The sequence below is a fragment of the Pseudomonas sp. FH1 genome (genome assembly GCF_000510895.2).
GTDB lineage: Bacteria > Pseudomonadota > Gammaproteobacteria > Pseudomonadales > Pseudomonadaceae > Aquipseudomonas > Aquipseudomonas azotoformans_A.
The window spans coordinates 74,401-96,291 of sequence record NZ_AOHM01000020.1; the positions used below are offsets into that span (position 1 = coordinate 74,401).

Genomic DNA, 21,891 nt, shown 5'->3' on the forward strand with positions numbered 1-21,891 from the left:
ACCACCAACAACTGACCGCCACCGCCCGCCAGCCGGATCGATCGTATGAACTCAGAGCACGACGTTCTGGTTTTTGATTCAAGGGGAGCGGTATGGGGAGCTACAAGCAACACGCGCTGTACTCGGCGATTTTGTCGGCCAATTTGCTGACCGCCGTGGGTTTCAATCCAGTCTTCGCGGCCGAAACGTCCGCCACCGATGTGCCCAAGCTCGACACCGTGATCGTCACCGGCACCCGCGCCCAAGAGCGCACGGCCAGTGCGTCGCTGTCGCCGATCGATGTGATTTCCGGCGACACCCTGCGCAGCACCGGTTCCGATGAGCTGGGGGCGGTGTTGGCGCGGCTGATACCATCGATCAACTTCCCGCGCCCAAGCCTGGTGGACGGCGCCGAACTGGTGCGCCCTGCGCAGTTGCGCGGGCTGTCGCCGGATCAGGTGTTGGTGCTGGTCAATGGCAAGCGCCGCCACACCAGTGCTTTCGTCAACTTGGGTGGGGCGGTGGGCCGCGGCTCGGCGCCGGCGGATTTGAATGCGATTCCGCTGTCGGCGGTCGACCATATCGAAGTGCTGCGCGACGGCGCCTCCGCGCGCTACGGCTCGGACGCGATTGCCGGGGTGATCAACGTGATCCTCAAGCACGCCGACCATGGCGGCTCGATCTCCTCCAAGTTCGGCGAGTACAAGAAGGGCGACGGCATCCAGCGCAATCTGAGTGGCAACACCGGCGTGGCATTGGGTGATAACGGCTTTATCAACCTCTCGGCCGAAGGCGCCGACAACGATTACACCAACCGCGCCGGCAAGGATTTCCGCTCAGCCAGCGTAGGCTCCACGACCTACGGCCAGCAGGTGTTTCGCCAGGGCGAGCCGGCCACCAATGAAGGCAAATTCCAGTTCAACTCGGAATATTCCTTCAATGATGCGGCCGAGTTCTACACCTTCGGCGGCTACAGCAAGCGGCGCGGCGAGACGGCGGCGTTCTACCGGGCGAGCAATGCGTCCAACAATATTCCGGCGCTCAATCCCAATGGCTACCTGCCGTTGATCAAGGGCAACCTGGAAGACACGTCGTTGGTGGTGGGCCTGCGCGGGCTGTTGGCCTATGACTGGCATTACGACCTGTCGGCCAACTACGGCAAGAACCAGTACGAGTTGAGCACCGAAACCATCAACACATCCCTGGGCTTGGCCACGCCGCGCAAGTTCGACAATGGCACCCTGAGCAACGACCAGAAGCAAGTCAGCCTGGACCTGTCCCGTGAATTCGACGTGGGCTTCCTGCCGTATCCGGTTTCCGTGGCCTTTGGTGGCGAATACCTGCGCCAGGGTTATGAGATTGAAGCAGGTGAGCCAGCGTCCTACTACCAGACCGGCAGTTCGGGCCTCGGCGGTTTCCGTGATGCCGACGCCGGCAGCAGTTCGCGCCACAACTGGGCGCAGTACCTGGACCTGGAAACCAACTTCACCGAAAAACTCAGCGCCTCGGCTGCCGTACGGCATGAGGATTACAGTGACTTCGGTTCCAACGTCAGCGGCTCGTTGTCGGCCCGCTACGACTTCACTCCACAAGTGGCCCTGCGCGGCAGCATTTCCAACGGTTTCCGCGCGCCGTCCCTGGCTCAGCAGAACTTTGCGTTCACCTCATCGCAGTTGATCGGCAGCGACATCCGCGAGGCCGGTACTTTCCCGGCCTCCAGCCAGGTCGCACGCCTGCTGGGCGCGGAGGACCTGAAGGCCGAGAAGTCACGTAACTACAGCCTTGGCCTGGTGTTGGAGCCCGCCGATGACCTGACCGTGACGGTGGACGTATACCGCATCGATATTCGTGACCGTATCAGCCTGTCGTCGAACCTCAACCTGGACCCGGCCACCCAGGCTTATCTGCGCGCCAATGGCGTGGGCAACATCAACTACACCACCGCCCGCTACTTCACCAACGCCACCGACACCAGCACCGACGGCGTCGATCTGGTAGCCAACTACCGCTACCAGTTCGATAACGGCATCCGTTGGAACAGCACCGTGGGCTACAACTACAACCACACCAAGGTCACGGATGTGAAGCCCAACCCGGCCATCCTCGACAGCCTGGGCGCCAACCTGGTGCGGGTGGATCGTCGTGAGAAAAGCGGTTTGCTGGGCGATACCACCCCGGAACACAAGCTGAGCCTGGGTAACGACTTCACCTTCGGCAATTGGGCGCTGCACAGCAACCTGGTGCGCTATGGTGAATTCACCAGCTACCAGGCCGACAAGGCCAACGACCAGACCTTCAAGGCGGCCTGGGTGCTGGATTTGTCGGCGGACTACAAGCTGAAGAACTGGACCTTCACCCTCGGCGGCGACAACGTAACCGATAAATACCCGGAAAAGGTCAATGCCTTCGCCAGCAGCGGCGGCAACCTCGCCTACAGCACTTTTTCGCCGTACGGTTACAGCGGCGCGTTTTATTACGGTAAAGTTGCTTACAACTGGTAACACACAGGAGGCGTCCCGCTATTCGCCATGACCGCCATTGAAACCGATCTTCTGCAATTGGCTTACCCTCCGCGGCTCGATCTTGGGCCGCAACTCACTCACGAACAATTGATGAGCTCGATGCAGGCCACCATGGCCCGGCATAAGGGTGGGCCGGTCTGGCTGTTTGCGTACGGTTCGCTGATCTGGCGCCCTGAGTGTTCGTCCACCGAGCGGATGCGGGCACGGGTCCACGGTTATCACCGGGGCCTGTACCTGTGGTCCCACGAGCACCGGGGCACACCGGAAATTCCAGGGTTGGTCTTTGGGCTGGATCGCGGCGGTTCCTGCAGCGGGTTTGCCTACCGCTTGCCGGAAGATCAGCTGGAGGCCTCGCTCTATGCCTTGTGGCAGCGCGAAATGCCTTATCCCTCCTACCGGCCGCATTGGCTCAGTTGCCGTCTCGAAGATGGCAGCGCGGTGCAGGCGTTGGGATTTGTCTTGGAGCGGCACTTGCCCAGCTACGCCGGTAACCTGCCCGACATCGTGCTGAACCACGTGTTGCAGAGCGCTTGCGGGCGTTACGGCACCACTCGCGATTATGTCGAGCAGACCGTCAACGCCCTGCGTAGCCACGCCATGCCAGATAAGAACCTGGAGGCGCGGCTCAAGCGTTGTGCAAAGGGTTGCTCAGGCGCTTAACGCGCCGAGCTGACGCTGTTGGTGTGCCACAGCGTTGGGATCAGGAAGGCGATGGCCAAGATACATGCGCCAATCAGCAGTACGAAACCACCGTCCCAGCCGAAATGGTCCACGGTGTAGCCCATGGCCGCACTCGCCGCCACCGAACCACCCAGGTAACCGAACAGACCGGTGAAACCCGCAGCGGTGCCGGCGGCTTTCTTCGGTGCCAGTTCCAGCGCCTGCAGGCCGATCAGCATCACCGGGCCGTAGATCAGGAAGCCGATGGAGAACAGCGCGATCATGTCGATCATCGGGTTACCCGGCGGGTTGAGCCAGTACACCAGGGTCGCCACGGTCACCAATGCCATGAACACAATGCCGGTCAGGCCACGGTTGCCACGGAAGATCTTGTCCGACATCCAGCCGCACAGCAGCGTGCCCGGAATACCGGCCCACTCATAGAAGAAGTACGCCCACGAGGATTTATCCACGGTGAAGTGCTTGGCTTCTTTCAAGTAGGTCGGCGCCCAGTCCAGCACGCCGTAGCGCAGCAGGTAGACGAACACGTTGGCGAAGGCGATATACCACAGCATTTTGTTGCGCAGCACGTACTTGACGAAGATTTCCTTGGCGCTGAATTCGTCTTCGTGGCTGGCGTCGTAGCCTTCCGGGTAGTCGTTCTTGTACTTCTCGATCGGCGGCAGGCCGACCGATTGCGGGGTGTCGCGCATGGTGATGAAGGCAAATGCCGCCACGGCCAGGGCCACGGTGGCCGGTACGTAGAAGGCTGCATGCCAGTCGTTGAACCAGGCCATACCCAGCAGGAACAGCGGGCCGATCAGGCCGCCGCCGACGTTATGCGCCACGTTCCACACGGACACCACGCCGCCGCGTTCTTTCTGCGACCACCAGTGCACCATGGTGCGTCCACTCGGCGGCCAGCCCATGCCTTGGGCCCAGCCGTTGATGAACAGCAAAATGAACATCATGGTCACGCTGGACGTCGCCCAAGGTGCGAAACCGAAAATGAACATCACCCCGGCGGAAACCAGCAGGCCGAAGGGCAGGAAGTAGCGCGGGTTGGAGCGGTCGGACACCAGGCCCATAAGGAACTTGGACAGGCCGTAGGCAATCGCGATGGCCGACATCGCCAGGCCCAGTTCGCCACGGGTGTAACCCTCGTCGATCAAGTAGGGCATGGCCAGGGAGAAGTTTTTGCGCAGCAGGTAGTAACCGGCATAACCGAAGAAAATACCGGCGAAGATCTGCCAGCGCAGGCGTCGGTAGGTACTGTCTATTTTTTCTTCAGGCAGGGGCGCCTGATGAGCGGCAGGACGAAAGAAAGCAAACATTCAAGAGCTCCAAATTTCTTGTTTTGACTGCGGATGCGAATGTTACAGTTTCGTTACCGAAAATAGCATCGCCTCTTATCTGCAAACACAGGAAATGAGAGCAATTGCATGTTCTCTTACGAACATGTCGCGAATAGATAAGTGGTGGTCGTTTTATCAGTGTGGGGCTGGCGAGCAGCCCCAACGACGGCTCAGCGGGTTTGGACGACCACTTTACCAACAGCCTTGCGCTGCCCCAGGTCATTGATCGCCTGGGCGGCCTGCTCCAGCGGGTACACCTGCGACACCAACGGTTTTAGCTTTCCTTCGCCATACCAACTGAACAACTGCTGGAAGTTCGCCGCATTGTCCTGCGGCTGGCGCTGGGCAAACGAACCCCAGAACACCCCGACCACCGCCGCACCCTTGAGCAGCGCCAGGTTCACCGGCAGCTCCGGAATGCGCCCACTGGCAAAACCCACCACCAGCAGGCGGCCGTTCCAGGCGATGGCGCGGATGGCTTGGTCAAACAGATCGCCACCCACCGGGTCGTAGATCACGTCGGCGCCGTTGCCGTCGGTGAGGCGCTTGATCTCGTCTTTCAGGCTGGCTTCGCTGTAGTTGATCAGCTCATCGGCGCCCGCGGCCTTGGCCACGGCGAGTTTGTCGGCGCTGCTGGCGGCGGCGATCACCCGCGCGCCCATGGCCTTGCCGATTTCCACGGCGGCCAGGCCCACGCCACCGGAGGCGCCGAGCACCAGCAGGGTTTCGCCGGGTTGCAGGTGGGCGCGTTGTTTCAGCGCGTGCATGGACGTGCCGTAGGTCATGCTGAAGGCGGCGGCGGTGTTGAAGTCCATGCTCGGCGGAATCGGCAGCACGTTGTAGGCGGGCACCGCGACCTGCTCGGCAAAGCTGCCCCAGCCGGTCAGCGCCATCACCCGGTCACCGACTTTGAGGTGGCTGACCTTTTCCCCGACTTCACTGATCACGCCCGCTGCCTCGCCACCCGGCGAAAACGGGAAAGGTGGCTTGAACTGGTACTTGCCCTCGATGATCAGCGTGTCCGGGAAGTTGACCCCGGCGGCATGCACGTCCAGCAGGATTTCGTTCTTCTTGATCGCCGGGCTGGCGATCTCTTCCAGCACCAGGGTTTCGGCGGGGCCGAAGGCTTTGCACAGCACAGCTTTCATCGGACTATTCCTTTTGGCGTCGTGGCCGATAAGTGTAGGAGGGTACGCCCGTGGGTCAACGAGCATGCCCCGGCCTGATAAGCCGCTATAAGCTTGTGCTCTGCCTTGCTAGCGTTATGCTACCCGGCAACCGAATGTGAGGAATGAACTGTGAAAGCGTGGATCCTGTTGATGCTGGCCCTGACGTTGCCCATGGCAGCCCAGGCCGAAGAAGCCAAAGAAGGCGAGGCGCCGAAGGTCAGCTATATCAGTCTGAGCCCGCCGTTCGTGGGCAACTACGGGCTGGATGGCACGGCGAAACTCAAGGTGTTCAAGGCCGACATCGCCCTGCGCGTGACCGGCCCCGAAGCGGCTGCTGCCGTCAAAGCCAACGACGCGCTGATCCGCAACCAACTGGTGGCGTTGTTCACCCAGCAGACCAACGAGGCCATGAGTACCGTTGAAGGCAAGGAAAAACTGCGTCAGGAGGCCCTGAAGCAAACCCAGCAAGTGATGAATGACGAGACCGGCAAGCCGGTGGTGGAAGATTTGTTGTTCAACAACCTAATCATCCAATAAGAGCGCCGCGCGGTGTGCCCTTTACTCCGCGCGGCCTACGACAGTGTGTAGTCAGTAAGAGGACGTGTTGAAAAAACTATTCTGTGGTCGAGCGACTGAATAAATAGCCTTTATTCACTCGGGGATCTCTTTGGGCATCCTTGTCAAATATGATTTCGACGTTTACGACTTCAGTGCCATGACTAAGCTTGGATACGGAGCTGGCCCATGTGTGCCATGTATTGTTTTGCATGGCATTATCGATAGAAAGTGTGCCGCCCAGTAGCAGCGTTACATTGTAATTTGCTTTGTTTCCTCCATGGTTGTCGCCCTTGTCAATTTTGTATTGAGTGGTGGATAGAGTAAATTCGTTGCCAACAAATTTGTAATGGAGTCTCAACCACCCCCTGAAGCCGTCCTTGGAGAGATCGACCTCATGGGTGCCGGATAGCGAGTCCACGTTCACATGTACTACTTGAGTTTTTGAAGGGGGGGCTTCGACCTTGCTCTTTTTATCTGATGAAGTCGCCATTTGTGGTGTTCCCCTATATCAATGGAATTAGGCGGGTTTTCCTGGCTAATTAATCATTCGTAGTAGGGGATTCCAACTGTCATAAATGACAGTTGTTTATATTTATTTCGAATGTTGAGTGTTTTTATATAGCCAATGTGTCTTTAGTTTCGACTGTTAAGACGTGAGGGTTTTTCTGAAACGCATTAGTGCCACTGCAAAAAACAGCAACCCAATTCCCGCCAATCCCAACAATTCCGGCCAGACTACGTTTACTCCTGCATCCCGAAACAGAATCGCCGCACTCAAACTCACAAAATGCGTCGACGGCGAGCCCTGCATCACCCACTGCAACCACTCGGGCATGCTGTCCAACGGCGTACTGCCGCCGGACAACAACAGCATCGGGATAATCACCGGAATCGCCAGCAAGCCGAACTGCGGTGTCGAGCGGGCCAGCGTGGCCAGAAAGATCCCCAGCGCCGTACTGGCAAACAGATACAGCGCCGTCACAAACAGGAACAAACTCAGCGACCCGGCCAACGGCACGCCAAGCAACCCCTTGACCACCACCTCCAGCGACACCCAGGTACACAACACCACCACCAGCATGTTGCTCCATATTTTCGCCAGCATGATCTCCAGCGCCGTCAGCGGCAGCACCAGCAAATGGTCAAGGGTGCCGTGTTCGCGCTCGCGCAGCAGCGCGGTGCCGGTGAGCACAATGGCCAGGATGGTGATGTTGTTGACGATCTGGATCACCGCCAAAAACCAGCCGCCTTCCAGGTTGGTATTGAACAGCGCCCGCGTCGTCAGCAGCGCCGGCGCCTGGCTGGCGGCATCGGTCTGGCCGCCGTAGGCCAGCAGTTCGCGCTGGAAAATCCGCCCGATGTAACCGGCGCCCATGAATGCCTGGCTCATCGCCGTGGCGTCCACGTTCACCTGCACGCCGGGTTGGCGGCCGGCCAGCAGGTCAGCCTGGAAGTTCGCCGGCACATTGATCACGAATGTGTATTCGCCGCTGTCCATGACCTTGTCCAACTGGTCATAGGCCAACGGCGTTGGTGCCTGAAACTCGGGCGGCTGCAGCGCCTCGGCCAGTTGTCGCGACAGCGAACTGTGGTCTTCATCGACAAACGCCACGCTGGCGTTGTGCACACCGATCACCGAGCCGGCGGCGGGCATATAGATGGCGACGGTGAAGGCGTAGAACAGAAACAGCAGCAAAACGCTGTCATGGCGCAGGCTGGTCAGTTCCTTGATCCCCAGGCGCAGGATATGCGCGAACTTATGCATCAGGCCTCCTGCTTTTTGAGCATGACCAGGCTCAGCCCGGTAAACCCGACAAAGAACCCGAACAGCGCCAGGCATTGCGGCCATAACTGGCGCAGGTCCAGGGCCTTGGTGAACGTGCCCACGGCGACATCAAGGAAGTGCCCCGCCGGAAATAGCATGCCCATCAACGCCGCCGCGCCTTCCAGGGACGAGCGTGGCACGATCAGCCCGGAGAATTGAATGGTCGGCAGGCTGGTGATGATCATGGTGCCGAGGATCGCCGCGATCTGGGTGCGGGTGAACGCCGAAATCAGCAGGCCCATGCTGGTGGTCGCCAGCACATAGAGCAGGCCGCCGAACGCCAGCGTCAGGCCGCTGCCCTTGAACGGCACGCCGAACAGCCAGCGGTTCATCGCCACCAGCACTGCCAGGTTGACCAGGCTCACGGCCAGGTACGGCGCCTGTTTGCCGAGCAGAAACTCCAGGCGAGTCAGGGGCGTGGCGTAGAAGTTGGTGATTGAGCCCAGTTCCTTCTCGCGCACGATGCCGAGGGCGGTGAGCATCGCCGGGATAAACGCCAGGATCAGCGCCATCACACCGGGGCCGATGGCATTCACGCTGACTACGTCCTGGTTATAGCGAAAGCGCGTTTCCAGCTTGGCGGCTGCTGGATTGTTGCGCGGCAGGCTGCTCAGTTCGGCCAGTTGCTGAAGGTTTTCCTGGTGCACGGCCTCGACATAGTTGCGGCTGGTTTCCGCGCGAAACGGCATGCCGCCATCGAGCCAGGCGGCCACGCTGGGCTGGCGGCCGGCGTAGAGATCGCGGCCAAAGCCCGGTGGAATCTCCAGGGCCAGTTTGATTTCCGAACGTTGCAGGCGCCGGTGCAATTCAGTTGAGTCCTGAATCGGCGGTTGCTCGGCGAAGTAGCGTGAGCTGCGGAACGCCTCCAGGTAGGCGCGGCTTTGCGGCGTCTGGTCCTGGTCGTAGACGGCGAAGGCGAGTTTCTCCACATCCAGGGAAATGCCGTAGCCGAAGATCACCATCATGAACATCGCGCCCAGCAACGCGAAGGCCATGCGTACCTTGTCGCGCAGCAGTTCTTTGCCTTCGCGGCTGGCCACCGCCAACAGGCGGGCCAGGCTGAAACCGCGTTTGCTCACCGGCGGCGCGCTGGTTTCGCTGACGGTTGCGGCGGGCACCGTGGGCTCAGGTTCGCCTTGGGCCTGTTCCAGGCAGGTGACGAACGCGGCTTCCAAGGTGTCGCCCTGGAATTGCCGTTGCAGCGCTTGCGGCGTATCGCAGGCGAGCACTTTACCCGCGTGCATCAGGGAAATGCGGTCGCAGCGCTGGGCTTCGTTCATAAAGTGCGTGGACAGGAAAATCGTCACACCTTGTTCGCGGGACAGCTCGATCAGCAATCGCCAGAAATCATCCCGCGCCGCCGGGTCGACGCCCGAAGTCGGTTCATCAAGGATCAGCACTTCCGGGCGATGCAGCACTGCCACGGCCAGTGACAAACGTTGGCGCAGGCCGAGGGGCAGTTCGCCGGAGGGCTGTTCGGCCACGTCGCCGAGATCGAAACGCTGGATCAGCTCATCAATGCGCGGGCCGCTGTCAGCCTTGGGCAGGTCGAACAATTGCGCATGCAGCACCAGATTCTGGCGCACGCTGAGTTCGCCATACAGCGAGAAGCTTTGCGACATGAAACCCACGCGCTTGCGGGTCGCGAGGTCCTTGGCGTTTACCGGATTGCCCAGCAGCGTCGCGCTGCCCTCGGTGGCCGGCATCAGCCCGGTGAGCACCTTCATGGTGGTGGTCTTGCCGCAGCCGTTGGAGCCGAGGAAGCCGAAGATCTCGCCGCGGCCAATGGCGAAGCTGACCTTGTTCACGGCGGTGAAATCCCCGAAACGCAGGGTCAGGTCGTGGGCTTCGATGGCGATATCGGTGTTGTTGCTTTCCCTGGGCGGAATCACCAGCGGCTGGTTGGCGTGGGCGCTGTCGCCCTGGAAGTGGGTGAAGGCGTCGTCCAGTTTGCCGCTGGCGGTCGCGCCCGCCAATTCACGGCTTAGTCCGTCTGCAATCAGCTTGCCGCGATCGAGCATCAGGCAATGTTCGAATTGCTCGGCTTCTTCCATGTAGGCCGTGGCCACCAGCAGCGTCAGTTGCGGGCGTTCTTGGCGGACGCTTTCGACCAGCTCCCAGAAGCGCCGGCGTGACAGTGGGTCGACGCCGGTGGTGGGCTCGTCGAGGATCAACAGGTCCGGGTCGTGGATCAGCGCGCAACACAGGCCGAGTTTCTGCTTCATCCCACCGGAGAGCTTGCCCGCCGGGCGTTCAGCGAAGCGCGCAAGGTCGGTGGCCAGCAGCAGGTTGTGCATGCGCTGGTCGCAGTCGGCTTTCGACAGGCCAAACAACGTGGCAAAGAAACGGATGTTCTCGCTGATGGACAACTCGGGATACAAGTTGCCGCCCAGCCCTTGAGGCATAAAGGCGATGCGCGGGTACAGGCTGTTGCGGTGGCGGCGGTCTTCAATCGCACCGCCCAGCACTTGCAGTTGACCGTCCTGGAGCTTTTTGACCCCGGCGATCAAGCCCAGCAGGCTCGACTTGCCCGCACCATCCGGCCCGATCAACCCGCAACGCGTACCGGCTGCCAGGCTGAACGTGATGTCGACCAGGGCCTGTTGCTTGCCATAGCGGTGGTTGATCGCCGTGGCTTGCAGCGCCAGGGCGGTCATTGCAGGTTGGCCGGCCAGTCGATATCAGCCGTGCGCACGTAGCCGGCGCCGGGCATGCCGGGTTTGGCCTGGGGCACGGCGCTGGGTTGAGTCAGGCGCAGTTTGACGCGGAACACCAGTTTCTGGCGTTCGTCGCGGGTTTCCACTTCCTTGGGGGTGAACTGGGATTTGGCGGCGACAAAGCTGATCTTCGCCGGCAGCGGTTGGTCGGGCAGGGCGTCGAGCAGAATGCGCGCGTCGCTGCCGACGGTCAGGCGGCCGGTGACGGAGGCCGGCAGGTAGAGGTTCATGTATTGATCGTTGGGGTCGATCAGCAACAGGACGCGCCCGCCCGCGCCGAGCACTTCGCCCGGCTCGGCCAGGCGCAGTTGGATAATCCCGTCGATGGGCGCGCGCAGGCTGCTGTCATCGATCTCACTGGTGAGCTGGGCGACCTGGGCTTCGGCGGCGCCAATCGCCGCCTTCACCGAATTGACTTGGGCTTGCGCGGCAATCACGGCGGCGTTGCCGGTGTTCTGCCGTGCCTGCTGTTGGTCAATCAACTGGCTGCTGGCAAAGCCGCGCTTGTACAGCTCTTGGGTGCGCTTGAGTTCCTGGTTGGCCAGCAGTTGCTCGCTCTGACGCAATTGCACGTTGGCCTCGGCGGCCGCGAAGTTTTCCTTGGCGCGCAGCACTTCGGCTTCTGCCTGGGCGCGCTGGGCTTCCAGCGTGCGAGTGTCCATGCGTGCGAGCAGTTGGCCTTTGAGGACCTTGTCGCCTTCGTCCACGCGTACTTCGGCCAGGCGGCCGGGGATCTTGGCGGCGATCTGCACTTCGGTGGATTCCAGACGGCCATTGCCCATGCTCAGGCCTTCGGGCAGGCGGTCCTGGGTGGAGCGCCAGTAACCGAAGCCGCCGGCGCCCAGCAACAAGGCAATGAGGGCGATGGCGAAAAGGCGTGAGGCGTGGTGGTTCGTCGACATGGCTGCTTCCTGCGGCATTAGCGTCCTAGTTTGAGCGGTTTGCCCCGGCGGGGCTTTGATACCGGTCAGTTAAAGCAAATTGATCACGGCGGCCCATTGCTCGGGCGTGACGGCCATCACTGAAAGGCGGCTGCCTTTTTGCACCAGGGGCAGTTCGGCAAGGGCGGATTGTTGTTTGAGGTAGCCCAGGCCAAGCACGTTGGGGAAGGTCTGGACGTGAGCGACATTGATCGCGCTCCACGGATTTTTTTCCGGAGTGGCCTTGGCGTCGAAGTAGTGGCTTTCGGGCTCCAGCGCGGTGGGGTCCGGGTAGGCCGCCTCGACGATTTTGCCGATGCCGGCAATGCCCGGCTCCGGGCAACTGGAGTGGTAGAAGAAAAATTGGTCACCCACCGCCATGGCACGCAGGAAGTTGCGCGCCTGGTAGTTGCGAACCCCGTCCCAGCGCGCTTCGCCGAGCTTTTCCAGGCCTTTGATAGAGAGTTCGTCGGGCTCGGATTTCATCAGCCAATAGGCCATTTTTGGGCTCCTGAAAAAAGCAGTGGGCAAGTTGTCAGGCAATTTGATGACAAACCGACAGTCGGTTGGCGCCAAGGTTTGCGTGTTGGTTCACGTTACCGCAGAATGCCGGCTTTTAAAGCTTGACGCAGCTGCAACGGACTACTTTGGAACGTTGTTGTCATCGTGTACGAGGTGCCTGCAGGGGGGCAATCGATGCAACGTAAACCGGATTTACTATGGATTTTGGTGATTTTGTTTGGTCTGGGCGTCGTGACCACCGGGTATGCCCAAAGCTTATGGTCGAACAAGACCGATGCGCCCGTTGAACTGGCTCAGCAGCAGCCGCAACCGTTCAAACGCTGACTCTTCTTTCAAGGCGCCGCTGATTCCAGTGGCGTCTTCGCACTATACCAATGCTTATCGGTGACGGTGCCCGCCAACGGCACATCCCAGCTTGCCTGTATCAATCGATCGACCTTCTGACATTCATGGGCCAGACCCAACAGCGTCGGCTTGCGCCAGCTTTGGCGGCGCGCCAGGTAGGCCAGGCTGCGATCGTAGAACCCGCCGCCCATGCCCAGGCGTCCACCGGCATCATCGAACCCCACCAACGGCAGCAGCACCAGGTCCAAGGCCCAGACTTTGCGCTGGCGGCTGATATTCACCCGTGGCTCCAGGATGCGAAAGCGATTGGGCAGCAGCTTTTCCCCAGGCCTGACGCGCTGGAACACCATCTTGGTCCGTGGCCAGGCGCTGAGCACCGGCAGGTAAGTGGCCTTGCCCCGGCGCTGGGCGGCGCGCAGCAGCAGGCGCGGATCGATTTCACCGTCCGTCGGTAGATACAAAGAGATATGTTTGGCCCGGCGAAACAGCGGGTGCTGTGCCAGTTGCCGATACAGGCCCTGGGCGGCCTTGCGTTGCTCGCTCGGCGTGAGGGCGCGGCGGGCTTTGCGCAACATGCGTCGAAGTTGCGGACGGGAAAGCGGCGCAGGTTCGGTCATGGTTTCCGGCTCATAAAACAATGCCAGTCCGAGGACTGGCATTGAGTTTGGGAATTCAGGCTCCCCGACAGAGCCGCTGTCGACTTAGCCCTTGAACCCGAAAGTTCAAGGTGGAAGATGCAGTAGGCTTTAAGGCTTTCCGTCTAGCGGACATGCACACCAGCCCAACGTGCAACTTCCAGGGTAGTGCGAATCGGCTCAGGGACATCGCCGACTGGCAAACACGCCAGGGAGTGGGGCGAGTATACCTTAAACAGTCGCGGCAATCAGCCCTTGGGTGCGTCTGAATCGCTGGAAAGCACCAGATCGACACGCTCCAGCAGGTCGCGCACCTGCTCACGCGTCGAGCCGCTGGCCTGCACGTCAGGGCGTTCCTGCTTATGCAGCAGATCGTGGGTAATGTTCAGCGCGGCCATCACGGCGATACGGTCGGCGCCGATCACTTTGCCGCTGCTGCGGATTTCACGCATCTTGCCATCCAGGTAGCGGGCGGCGCTCACCAGGTTGTTGCGCTCTTCCTGGGGGCAGATGATCGAATATTCTTTATCCAGGATCTGCACGGTGACGCTATTGCTTGAACTCATGAGTCTTGCTCCAGGGCCTTCAGGCGCGAAATCATCGATTCGACCTTACGCCGGGCGATTTCGTTTTTTTCAATGAGGTGAGCGCGTTCCTCGCGCCAGGTCTTTTCCTGAGCTAATAGGAGTCCGTTTTGACTCTTTAGTTGCTCGACCCGGGTAATTAGCAATTCGAGTCTGGCCATCAGCGCTTGCAGGTCGGTGTCTTCCATTGGGTTCCACTGGATTTGTCTGATGAATGGCAACTGCAGGATAAACGATCTGACGCCCTTGATAGTCTTGGTACGTCTGCCGGTGCTAGGATACAGCGCTCCATTCTAGACATTGCGCCGTCTGGCGCCTAGCTCACCATGCCTATTCAGAACTCCCCGTACGACGCTTTTTCCAAACTGCTGAGCACCAGCGGCCACCCTTGCTCGCCTGCTGAACTGCACGGCGTATTGCTGGGCCGCAGCTGCACCGGCGTTGGCTTTGATGCCGACAACTGGCTGGCTGACGTGGCCGAGCTGCTTGAGACCGAACCGACCGACAACGTGCGCAACGCGCTGATCGGCCTGCAAGAGATGGTCAAGGGCGAGCTGACCGGTGATGACGTCACCGTGGTCCTGCTGCTACCGACCGACGATGCGCCGCTCGCGGAACGCGCCGCCGCCCTGGGCCAATGGTGCCAGGGCTTCCTCCACGGTTTCGGCGTCAACGCCGGCGGCCTGGAACTGAGCACCGACGCCAAGGAAGTATTGCAGGACCTGGCGGCGATCTCCCAGGTGCAAGACGCCCTGGAAGAGTCCGAAGACGGCGAAGGCGACTACATGGAAGTCATGGAATACCTGCGCGTCGCGCCGCTGCTGCTGTTCACCGAGACCAAGAAGTCCGCTGAACCCGCTGCACCCAAGCCGTCGCTGCACTAAGAAGGGAAGCCCATCTGCCCATGATCCATATCCCCCGAGCGGAATACACCCGACGCCGCAAGGCGCTCATGGCGCAGATGGAACCCAACAGCATCGCGATCCTGCCGGCTGCCGCCGTGGCGATCCGCAATCGCGATGTCGAACACGTGTACCGCCAGGACAGTGACTTCCAGTACCTGAGCGGTTTCCCCGAGCCGGAAGCGGTGATTGTGCTGATGCCCGGTCGCCAGCACGGCGAGTACGTGCTGTTCTGCCGCGAGCGCAACGCCGAACGCGAACTGTGGGACGGCCTGCGCGCGGGCACCGAAGGCGCGATCCGTGATTTTGGCGCCGACGACGCGTTTCCTATCACCGATATCGACGACATCCTGCCCGGCCTTATCGAAGGTCGCGACCGGGTGTACTCGGCCATGGGCAGCAATGCCGAGTTCGACCGGCACCTGATGGAATGGATCAACGTGATCCGCTCCAAGGCCCACCTGGGCGCCCAGCCACCGAACGAATTCGTTGCGCTGGATCATCTGCTCCACGACATGCGCCTGTATAAATCGGCTGCGGAAGTGAAGGTGATGCGCGAGGCCGCGCGAATCTCCTGCGCCGCCCACGTGAAGGCGATGCAGGCCAGCCGTGCCGGTCTCCATGAGTTCAGCCTGGAAGCCGAGCTGGATTATGAATTCCGCAAAGGCGGCGCGAAAATGCCAGCCTACGGCTCCATCGTCGCCGCCGGGCGCAACAGCTGCATCCTGCATTACCAGCAGAATGACGCGCTGCTCAAGGACGGCGATCTGGTGCTGATCGACGCCGGCTGCGAGATCGACTGCTACGCCAGCGACATCACCCGCACCTGGCCGGTCAATGGCAGGTTTTCGCCGGAACAGAAGGCGATCTACGAAATTGTGCTGGCTTCCCAGGAAGCCGCGTTTGCCGAAATCGCCCCGGACAAGCATTGGAACCAGGCGCATGAGGCAACCGTGCAGGTGATTACTGCTGGCTTGGTGAAGCTGGGGTTGCTGCAGGGTGACGTCGACGAGTTGATCGCCAGCGAAGCCTATAAAGCCTTCTACATGCACCGCGCTGGCCACTGGCTGGGCATGGATGTGCATGATGTGGGCGAGTACAAAGTGGGCGGTGAATGGCGGGTGCTGGAAGTCGGCATGGCGCTGACCGTAGAACCGGGCATCTATATTTCGCCGGACAACCCGAATGTGGCAAAGAAATGGCGTGGCATTGGCGTACGCATCGAGGACGACGTGGTAGTGACCAAGCAAGGCTGTGAAATCCTGACCGGTGGCGTGCCCAAGACCGTCGCTGAAATTGAAGCGTTAATGGCGGCTGCCCGATGAGCCGGGTCAACCTGGCAATCATTGGCGGCGGCCTGGTCGGCGCCAGCCTGGCGCTGGCGTTGCAGGCTGGGGCCAAGGCGCGCGGCTGGAAGATCGTGCTGATCGAACCTTTTGCGCCGGGCGACAGCTACCAGCCGAGCTACGATGCGCGCTCTTCTGCGTTGTCCTTTGGTGCGCGGCAGATCTATCAGCGCCTGGGTTTGTGGCAAGAGATTTCGCGCCGCGCCGAGCCGATCAAGCAGATCCACGTGTCTGACCGTGGGCGTTTCTCCACCGCGCGCCTGTCCGCCATGGAAGAGGGCGTGCCGGCCCTCGGCTACGTGGTGGAGAACGCCTGGCTGGGCCAATGCCTGTGGCAAGGCCTGGACAAAGAGGTGGTCAGCTGGCGTTGCCCGGCCGAAGTCACACGCATGGAACCGCTGCCCGATGGCTACCGCCTGACCCTCAACGATGAAACTGTGCTGGAATGCGACCTCGCCGTGCTGGCTGACGGTGGCCGCTCCGGCCTGCGTGAGCAACTGGGCATCGGCGTGAAAACCCGCCCGTACAACCAGAGCGCGCTGATCGCCAATATCACTCCAAGCGAATCCCATAACGGTGAGGCCTTCGAGCGTTTCACCGATGAAGGCCCGATGGCCCTGCTGCCGCTGCCGGACAACCGCTGCGCACTGGTGTGGACGCGCATCGGCATGGACGCGCAGCGCCTGGCCAATCTCGACGAGCGCAGCTTTTTGAGCGAGTTGCAGGGCGTGTTCGGCTACCGCCTGGGCACGCTGAAGCAAGTCGGCGCCCGTCATCTGTACCCGCTGACATTGGTGGAAGCCGAGGAGCAAGTGCGCTCGCACCTGGCGATCCTCGGCAACGCGGCCCACAGCCTGCACCCGATTGCGGGGCAGGGCTTCAACCTGTCCCTGCGTGATGCAAATGCATTGGCTGAAGCCTTGTTGGCGGGACCGCAAGTGCCGGGTGACCTGGCCACCTTGCAGGGTTATCGCGAGCGCCAGCGCCTCGACCAGAAACTCACCGTGGGCTTCTCCGACCAGGTCACGCGCCTGTTCGGCAGTGCCCAACCGCTGGTCGCCCTGGGCCGCAACATGGGCCTGCTGGGCCTGGACTTGCTGCCGCCGGCCAAGCGCTGGTTCGCCCGTCAGGCCATGGGCCTGGGTACCCGTCCCGATGCGTAACTGGTTGATTGAGCGCCTGGGCAAGGCGCGGTTATTGCGCTGGTTCCTGAGCCTGTATCCGCCGTACCTCGGCGCGGGCGTACGGGTGCAAGAACTGAGCGCGGACTTCCGGCATGTCAAAGTGCGCATGGGCCTGGGCTGGTACAACCGCAATTACGTCGGTACGCAGTTTGGCGGCAGCCTGTATTCGATGGTCGACCCGTTCTACATGCTGCTGTTGATGGAGAACCTGGGCCGCGACTACATCGTGTGGGACAAGGCGGCGAGTATCGATTTCATTTCGCCGGGCAAAGGCCCGGTATATGCCGAGTTTTCCATCGACGATGCCTTACTCGATGAGATCCGCCGGCAGACCGAAGGGGGCGAGAAGTACCTGCCCCACCTCAAGGTCCAGATTCATGACGGCTCCGGCACCCTGGTGGCGCGAGTCGACAAAACCCTTTACGTGCGGCGCAAGCCGACAGCGAGACAGGCTTAAAGCATGGACATGCGCGCAGATGTGCTGATTGTCGGGGCCGGAATGGTCGGAAGCGCCCTGGCGCTGGCGTTGCAGGGCAGTGGCTTGCAGGTGCTGCTGCTCGACGGCAGCCCGCTGAGCGTCAAGCCGTTCGACCGCGAGGCCGCATTCGAACCCCGCGTGAGCGCCTTGTCGGCCGCCAGCCAGCGCATCCTCGAGCGCCTGGGCGTGTGGGACGGCATCGTCTCGCGCCGTGCCAGCCCTTATGGCGAGATGCAAGTGTGGGACGGCAGCGGCACCGGGCAGATCCACTTTTCGGCCGCCAGTGTGCATGCCGAGGTGCTGGGGCATATCGTCGAGAACCGCGTGGTGCAGGATGCGCTGCTCGACCGCCTGCACGACTGCGACCTGGGCCTGCTGGCCAATGCACGCCTGGAACAGATGCGCCGCTCCGGCGATGACTGGCTGCTGACCCTGGCCGACGGCCGCACGTTGCGTGCGCCGTTGGTGGTGGCTGCCGATGGCGCCAATTCCGCCGTGCGCCGCCTGACCGGCACCGCGACCCGCGAATGGGATTACCTGCATAACGCCATCGTCACCAGCGTACGCAGCAGCCAGCCGCACCAGCGCACCGCGTGGCAACGCTTTACCGACACCGGCCCATTGGCGTTCTTGCCGCTGGTGCGGGACGGGCAGGAAGATTGGTGTTCGATAGTCTGGTCGACCACGCCCGCCGAGTCCGAGCGTTTGATGGCGCTGGATGATGAAAGCTTCTGCCGTGAGCTGGAGCGCGCCTTCGAAGGGCGGCTCGGCACGGTGCTTAGCGCCGATCCGCGCGTCTGCGTGCCACTGCGCCAGCGTCACGCCAAGCGCTATGTGGCCGAAGGCCTCGCGTTGATTGGCGACGCGGCGCACGTGATCCACCCCTTGGCGGGGCAGGGCGTGAACCTGGGGTTCCTGGATGCGGCGACACTGGCTGAAGTCTTGTTGTCGGCAACCGAGCGCGGCGAGCGCCTGGCGGATGTAAAGGTGCTGAGCCGCTACGAGCGTCGACGCATGCCGCACAACCTGGCGTTGATGGCGGCGATGGAGGGTTTTGAGCGACTGTTCCAGGCCGATCAACTGCCGCTGCGCTGGTTGCGCAACGCCGGTTTGAAAATGGTCGACCAGATGCCCGAGGCCAAGGCCGTCTTTGTGCGCCAGGCGCTGGGTCTGAGCGGGGATCTGCCGGAGCTGGCCCAGCCCTGAAACAGTCGTGCAACATCTGGTAACGCCTCCACCAAGCGCTACCAAATGTGAGTCCTTATCATTTGCCCTCTTTTTGCAAATGAGAGACCGCACCCATGTTGGCACCCAAGCGCCTCCTGACTGCCCTGGCACTCACCCTGATCGGCAGCACCACCGTGCAGGCCGCCGACGAAGTGGTGGTCTACTCCTCGCGCATCGACGAACTGATCAAGCCAGTGTTCGACGCCTACACAAAGAAAACCGGCGTGCAGGTGAAATTCATCACCGACAAGGAAGCCCCGCTGATGCAGCGCATCAAGGCCGAGGGCGAAAACGCCACCGCCGACCTGCTGCTCACCGTCGATGCCGGCAACCTCTGGCAGGCTGAGCAAATGGGCATCCTGCAACCGTTCACTTCCCCGGTGATCGACAAGAACATCCCTCTGCAATACCGCTCGTCCAAACACACCTGGACCGGCTTGAGCCTGCGCGCGCGGACCATCGCCTATTCCACCGACCGGGTAAAACCGGGCGACCTCACCACCTACGAAGCCCTGGCCGACAAACAGTGGGAAGGCCGCCTGTGCCTGCGCACGGCGAAAAAGGTCTACAACCAGTCGCTGACCGCCACCCTGATCGAAACCCACGGCGCAGCCAAGACCGAAGAAATCGTCAAGGGCTGGGTGAACAACCTGTCCACCGATGTGTTCTCCGATGACATCGCTGTGCTGGAGGCCATCAATGCCGGGCAGTGCGACGTGGGCATCGTCAACACCTACTACTATGGCCGCCTGCACAAACAGAAGCCGGACCTGGCGGTAAAACTGTTCTGGCCGAACCAGGGCGACCGTGGCGTGCACGTGAACCTGTCGGGCATCGGCCTGACCCAACATGCACCGCACCCGGAAGCTGCCAAGGCACTGGTGGAGTGGATGACCACGCCTGAGGCGCAGAAGATCTTTGCCGACGTGAACCAGGAATTCCCGGCCAACCCGGCCGTACCGCCGTCGGCGGAAGTCGCGAGCTGGGGCAAGTTCGTGGCGGACACCTTGCCGGTGGAAGTGGCGGGCAAGCGCCAGGCTGAGGCGATTCGGTTGATGGATCGGGCTGGCTGGAACTAAATTTTTAAAACGCCGCAGATCGAAATGTGGGAGCGGGCTTGCTCGCGAAAGCGTCGTGTCAGTCGATACATGTGTGGCTGATACACTGCATTCGCGAGCAAGCCCGCTCCCACATTGGTTAGCGGCGGCTTGAAAATCTTTATTATTCTGAGAGTTTCTCATTGGCCTACCCCGCCCAACGCCGCTGGTACCTGCCGGTCTTCACCGTCGCTGCCCTGGTGCTGCTGCCGCTGAGCGTGCTGTTGCTGTCCTGGCAAAGCATCGATGCACAAATCTGGTCCCACCTCTGGGAAACCCAGATGCCGCGCCTGCTGGGCAACACCCTGACCCTGGTGTTGGGTGTCGGCGTCGGCGTGACCCTGCTGGGCGTGAGCCTGGCCTGGCTGACCAGCCTCTGCGAGTTCCCCGGCCGGCGCTGGCTCGATTGGGCGTTGATGCTGCCGTTCGCCATTCCGGCCTACGTTCTGGCTTTTGTATTTGTCGGCTTGCTGGATTTCTCCGGCCCGGTGCAAACCCTGCTGCGCGAATGGTTTGGCAGTGGCTTGAGGCTGCCTCGGGTGCGTTCCACCAGCGGTGTGATCATCGTGTTGGTGCTGGTGTTCTATCCCTACGTTTATCTGCTGGCGCGCAGCGCATTCCTGGCCCAGGGCAAAGGCCTGATGGAAGCGGCGCGGGTGTTGGGGCAATCGCCGTGGCGCGCGTTCTGGCATGTGGCCCTGCCCGTGGCGCGGCCGGCGATTGGCGCCGGGGTGGCATTGGCATTGATGGAGACCCTGGCGGATTTTGGTGCGGTCTCGGTGTTCAACTTCGATACCTTCACCACCGCCATCTACAAGACCTGGTACGGCTTTTTCAGCCTGTCCAGCGCCGCCCAGTTGGCCAGCTTGTTGCTGTTGGTGGTGATGCTGGTGCTGTATGGCGAGCGGCGAGCACGGGGCGCCAGCCGACCGAGCAACGAGCGGCCACGGGGCAAGGCGCTGTATCACCTGCGCGGGTTCAAGGCGGCAGCGGCGAGTAGTTGGTGTGGGCTGGTGTTCGCCTGTGCCTTTGTGATCCCGATGCTGCAACTGGTTGCCTGGTTCTGGCAGCGCGGTCGCTTCGATCTGGATGAACGCTACTCCGGCCTGATTGTTCACACGCTTTATCTGGGCGGGATCGCTGCCCTGATCACAGTCAGCGTGGCGCTGGTGCTGGCCTTCGCCAACCGGCTGGCGCCGACGCGGGCGATCCGCTCCGGCATCAGCCTGGCCAATGTCGGTTATGCCTTGCCGGGTTCGGTGTTGGCGGTGTCGATCATGTTGGCGTTCAGCTATTTGGACCGTGAACTGGTGGTGCCGCTGTCCGGCTGGCTCGGCGGCGCGGGCAAGCCATTGCTGTTGGGCAGCCTGTCGGCGTTGGTGCTGGCGTATCTGGTGCGTTTCCTGGCGGTGGCCTATGGGCCGTTGGAAAACAGCCTGGCGCGCATCCGGCCCTCCCTGCCGGAAGCAGCACGCAGTCTTGGCGTCAGTGGCCCGCGACTGTTTTGCAAAGTGTATCTGCCGTTGTTGCTGCCGGGGACCTTGAGTGCGGCACTGCTGGTGTTTGTCGATGTGCTCAAGGAAATGCCCGCGACCCTGCTGATGCGCCCGTTCGGCTGGGACACGCTGGCCGTGCGCATCTTTGAAATGACCAGTGAAGGCGAATGGGCAAGGGCCTCTTTGCCCGCGTTGACACTGGTGCTGGTCGGCCTGTTGCCGGTGATCGGGCTGATTCGACGCTCCGCCCGGCAAATCGGTTAGGTGCCAGTCCTACGGCTTGCGGCTACAATGCGCGGCATTCGGTGCGCTTCGTCTTTCGGAGCGGGTCGCTGGGCGTGGCTGCAGGCCTTGTAATTCAAGGTGTTCA

At 61.5% G+C, this 21,891-nt stretch carries 21 protein-coding genes and 1 other RNA gene; 11 read left to right on the top strand and 11 right to left on the bottom strand.

The window, feature by feature from the left end:
• Window positions 1-92: 92 nt before the first annotated feature.
• On the top strand, window positions 93-2,480 hold the full coding sequence (locus H096_RS07630; protein ID WP_033897534.1) for a TonB-dependent receptor: 2,388 nt from the start codon (window positions 93-95) through the stop codon (window positions 2,478-2,480).
• A 27-nt stretch (window positions 2,481-2,507) separates the two neighbouring features.
• On the top strand, window positions 2,508-3,161 hold the full coding sequence (locus H096_RS07635) for a gamma-glutamylcyclotransferase (RefSeq protein WP_033897535.1): 654 nt from the start codon (window positions 2,508-2,510) through the stop codon (window positions 3,159-3,161).
• Here the strand turns inward: H096_RS07635 and glpT are convergent.
• Together glpT and H096_RS07645 are read right to left on the bottom strand one after the other, a co-directional pair.
• On the bottom strand, window positions 3,158-4,495 hold the full coding sequence (gene glpT, locus H096_RS07640; RefSeq protein WP_033897536.1) for a glycerol-3-phosphate transporter: 1,338 nt from the start codon (window positions 4,493-4,495) through the stop codon (window positions 3,158-3,160). The genes H096_RS07635 and glpT overlap by 4 nt on opposite strands.
• Window positions 4,496-4,686: 191 nt before the next feature.
• Entirely contained in the window at window positions 4,687-5,664 is a 978-nt protein-coding gene (locus tag H096_RS07645; protein WP_033897537.1) for an NADPH:quinone oxidoreductase family protein, read from the bottom strand.
• A gap of 150 nt (window positions 5,665-5,814) precedes the next feature.
• Between H096_RS07645 and H096_RS07650 the strand changes: the two genes are divergently transcribed.
• A complete protein-coding gene (locus tag H096_RS07650; protein ID WP_016978962.1) occupies window positions 5,815-6,222 on the top strand; it encodes a flagellar basal body-associated protein FliL in 408 nt (135 codons plus the stop codon).
• 76 nt (window positions 6,223-6,298) lie between these two features.
• Here H096_RS07650 and H096_RS07655 read toward each other — a convergent pair whose 3' ends face one another.
• The 5 genes from H096_RS07655 to H096_RS07675 all read right to left on the bottom strand — a co-directional run bounded on the left by H096_RS07655 (window position 6,299) and on the right by H096_RS07675 (window position 12,206).
• Entirely contained in the window at window positions 6,299-6,733 is a 435-nt protein-coding gene (locus tag H096_RS07655) for a hypothetical protein (protein ID WP_033897538.1), read from the bottom strand.
• Between the two features lie 156 nt (window positions 6,734-6,889).
• Window positions 6,890-8,008 (bottom strand): ABC transporter permease, encoded by a 1,119-nt coding sequence (locus H096_RS07660; RefSeq protein WP_033897539.1) that lies wholly within the window; start codon window positions 8,006-8,008, stop codon window positions 6,890-6,892.
• Window positions 8,008-10,725 carry a ribosome-associated ATPase/putative transporter RbbA gene (rbbA, locus tag H096_RS07665; protein ID WP_033897540.1) on the bottom strand — a complete coding sequence of 906 codons (2,718 nt, stop codon included), beginning with the start codon at window positions 10,723-10,725 and terminating at the stop codon, window positions 8,008-8,010. The genes H096_RS07660 and rbbA overlap by 1 nt, the downstream gene beginning before the upstream one ends.
• Window positions 10,722-11,687 (bottom strand): HlyD family efflux transporter periplasmic adaptor subunit, encoded by a 966-nt coding sequence (locus tag H096_RS07670; RefSeq protein ID WP_033897541.1) that lies wholly within the window; start codon window positions 11,685-11,687, stop codon window positions 10,722-10,724. The genes rbbA and H096_RS07670 overlap by 4 nt, the downstream gene beginning before the upstream one ends.
• A 69-nt stretch (window positions 11,688-11,756) precedes the next feature.
• The gene (locus H096_RS07675) at window positions 11,757-12,206 is read right to left on the bottom strand and encodes an EVE domain-containing protein (RefSeq protein ID WP_033897542.1); all 450 of its coding nucleotides are present in this window, start codon (window positions 12,204-12,206) and stop codon (window positions 11,757-11,759) included.
• A gap of 195 nt (window positions 12,207-12,401) precedes the next feature.
• On the opposite strand from H096_RS07675, the gene H096_RS34220 reads away from it, so the two are divergent.
• On the top strand, window positions 12,402-12,551 hold the full coding sequence (locus H096_RS34220) for a hypothetical protein (protein ID WP_010207387.1): 150 nt from the start codon (window positions 12,402-12,404) through the stop codon (window positions 12,549-12,551).
• A gap of 8 nt (window positions 12,552-12,559) precedes the next feature.
• Here H096_RS34220 and H096_RS07680 read toward each other — a convergent pair whose 3' ends face one another.
• The 4 genes from H096_RS07680 to H096_RS07690 form a co-directional block, all read right to left on the bottom strand.
• Entirely contained in the window at window positions 12,560-13,189 is a 630-nt protein-coding gene (locus tag H096_RS07680; protein ID WP_033897543.1) for a 5-formyltetrahydrofolate cyclo-ligase, read from the bottom strand.
• 57 nt (window positions 13,190-13,246) lie between these two features.
• Window positions 13,247-13,425: non-coding RNA, 6S RNA (ssrS, locus tag H096_RS33010), on the bottom strand.
• 30 nt (window positions 13,426-13,455) lie between these two features.
• A complete protein-coding gene (locus H096_RS07685; RefSeq protein WP_003176812.1) occupies window positions 13,456-13,773 on the bottom strand; it encodes a cell division protein ZapA in 318 nt (105 codons plus the stop codon).
• Window positions 13,770-13,979 (bottom strand): TIGR02449 family protein, encoded by a 210-nt coding sequence (locus H096_RS07690; protein ID WP_007982902.1) that lies wholly within the window; start codon window positions 13,977-13,979, stop codon window positions 13,770-13,772. The genes H096_RS07685 and H096_RS07690 overlap by 4 nt, the downstream gene beginning before the upstream one ends.
• A gap of 138 nt (window positions 13,980-14,117) precedes the next feature.
• On the opposite strand from H096_RS07690, the gene H096_RS07695 reads away from it, so the two are divergent.
• The 7 genes from H096_RS07695 to H096_RS07725 all read left to right on the top strand — a co-directional run bounded on the left by H096_RS07695 (window position 14,118) and on the right by H096_RS07725 (window position 21,785).
• On the top strand, window positions 14,118-14,675 hold the full coding sequence (locus H096_RS07695) for a YecA family protein (protein WP_021492630.1): 558 nt from the start codon (window positions 14,118-14,120) through the stop codon (window positions 14,673-14,675).
• A 20-nt stretch (window positions 14,676-14,695) separates the two neighbouring features.
• Window positions 14,696-16,018 carry a Xaa-Pro aminopeptidase gene (pepP, locus tag H096_RS07700; RefSeq protein WP_033897544.1) on the top strand — a complete coding sequence of 441 codons (1,323 nt, stop codon included), beginning with the start codon at window positions 14,696-14,698 and terminating at the stop codon, window positions 16,016-16,018.
• On the top strand, window positions 16,015-17,202 hold the full coding sequence (ubiH, locus tag H096_RS07705; protein WP_033897545.1) for a 2-octaprenyl-6-methoxyphenyl hydroxylase: 1,188 nt from the start codon (window positions 16,015-16,017) through the stop codon (window positions 17,200-17,202). Before pepP ends, ubiH begins: the two co-directional genes overlap by 4 nt.
• Complete coding sequence (locus H096_RS07710; protein ID WP_033897546.1) at window positions 17,195-17,680, top strand: DUF4442 domain-containing protein; 486 nt, start codon at window positions 17,195-17,197, stop codon at window positions 17,678-17,680. The genes ubiH and H096_RS07710 overlap by 8 nt, the downstream gene beginning before the upstream one ends.
• 9 nt (window positions 17,681-17,689) lie before the next feature.
• Window positions 17,690-18,907 (top strand): 2-octaprenyl-3-methyl-6-methoxy-1,4-benzoquinol hydroxylase, encoded by a 1,218-nt coding sequence (locus H096_RS07715; RefSeq protein ID WP_167351277.1) that lies wholly within the window; start codon window positions 17,690-17,692, stop codon window positions 18,905-18,907.
• Between the two features lie 95 nt (window positions 18,908-19,002).
• On the top strand, window positions 19,003-20,007 hold the full coding sequence (locus tag H096_RS07720; RefSeq protein WP_028618388.1) for an extracellular solute-binding protein: 1,005 nt from the start codon (window positions 19,003-19,005) through the stop codon (window positions 20,005-20,007).
• A gap of 161 nt (window positions 20,008-20,168) precedes the next feature.
• Window positions 20,169-21,785 carry an iron ABC transporter permease gene (locus H096_RS07725; protein ID WP_033897548.1) on the top strand — a complete coding sequence of 539 codons (1,617 nt, stop codon included), beginning with the start codon at window positions 20,169-20,171 and terminating at the stop codon, window positions 21,783-21,785.
• Window positions 21,786-21,891 lie beyond the last annotated feature (106 nt).

What these genes read in the sequence shown, in the direction of transcription:
- H096_RS07630 (WP_033897534.1), top strand. Translation starts at nt 93, where the DNA reads ATGGGGAGCTACAAGCAACACGCGCTGTACTCGGCGATTTTGTCGGCC.
- H096_RS07635 (WP_033897535.1), top strand. Translation starts at nt 2,508, where the DNA reads ATGACCGCCATTGAAACCGATCTTCTGCAATTGGCTTACCCTCCGCGG.
- glpT (WP_033897536.1), bottom strand. Translation starts at nt 4,495, where the DNA reads ATGTTTGCTTTCTTTCGTCCTGCCGCTCATCAGGCGCCCCTGCCTGAA.
- H096_RS07645 (WP_033897537.1), bottom strand. Translation starts at nt 5,664, where the DNA reads ATGAAAGCTGTGCTGTGCAAAGCCTTCGGCCCCGCCGAAACCCTGGTG.
- H096_RS07655 (WP_033897538.1), bottom strand. Translation starts at nt 6,733, where the DNA reads ATGGCGACTTCATCAGATAAAAAGAGCAAGGTCGAAGCCCCCCCTTCA.
- H096_RS07660 (WP_033897539.1), bottom strand. Translation starts at nt 8,008, where the DNA reads ATGCATAAGTTCGCGCATATCCTGCGCCTGGGGATCAAGGAACTGACC.
- rbbA (WP_033897540.1), bottom strand. Translation starts at nt 10,725, where the DNA reads ATGACCGCCCTGGCGCTGCAAGCCACGGCGATCAACCACCGCTATGGC.
- H096_RS07670 (WP_033897541.1), bottom strand. Translation starts at nt 11,687, where the DNA reads ATGTCGACGAACCACCACGCCTCACGCCTTTTCGCCATCGCCCTCATT.
- H096_RS07675 (WP_033897542.1), bottom strand. Translation starts at nt 12,206, where the DNA reads ATGGCCTATTGGCTGATGAAATCCGAGCCCGACGAACTCTCTATCAAA.
- H096_RS34220 (WP_010207387.1), top strand. Translation starts at nt 12,402, where the DNA reads ATGCAACGTAAACCGGATTTACTATGGATTTTGGTGATTTTGTTTGGT.
- H096_RS07680 (WP_033897543.1), bottom strand. Translation starts at nt 13,189, where the DNA reads ATGACCGAACCTGCGCCGCTTTCCCGTCCGCAACTTCGACGCATGTTG.
- H096_RS07685 (WP_003176812.1), bottom strand. Translation starts at nt 13,773, where the DNA reads ATGAGTTCAAGCAATAGCGTCACCGTGCAGATCCTGGATAAAGAATAT.
- H096_RS07690 (WP_007982902.1), bottom strand. Translation starts at nt 13,979, where the DNA reads ATGGAAGACACCGACCTGCAAGCGCTGATGGCCAGACTCGAATTGCTA.
- H096_RS07695 (WP_021492630.1), top strand. Translation starts at nt 14,118, where the DNA reads ATGCCTATTCAGAACTCCCCGTACGACGCTTTTTCCAAACTGCTGAGC.
- pepP (WP_033897544.1), top strand. Translation starts at nt 14,696, where the DNA reads ATGATCCATATCCCCCGAGCGGAATACACCCGACGCCGCAAGGCGCTC.
- ubiH (WP_033897545.1), top strand. Translation starts at nt 16,015, where the DNA reads ATGAGCCGGGTCAACCTGGCAATCATTGGCGGCGGCCTGGTCGGCGCC.
- H096_RS07710 (WP_033897546.1), top strand. Translation starts at nt 17,195, where the DNA reads ATGCGTAACTGGTTGATTGAGCGCCTGGGCAAGGCGCGGTTATTGCGC.
- H096_RS07715 (WP_167351277.1), top strand. Translation starts at nt 17,690, where the DNA reads ATGCGCGCAGATGTGCTGATTGTCGGGGCCGGAATGGTCGGAAGCGCC.
- H096_RS07720 (WP_028618388.1), top strand. Translation starts at nt 19,003, where the DNA reads ATGTTGGCACCCAAGCGCCTCCTGACTGCCCTGGCACTCACCCTGATC.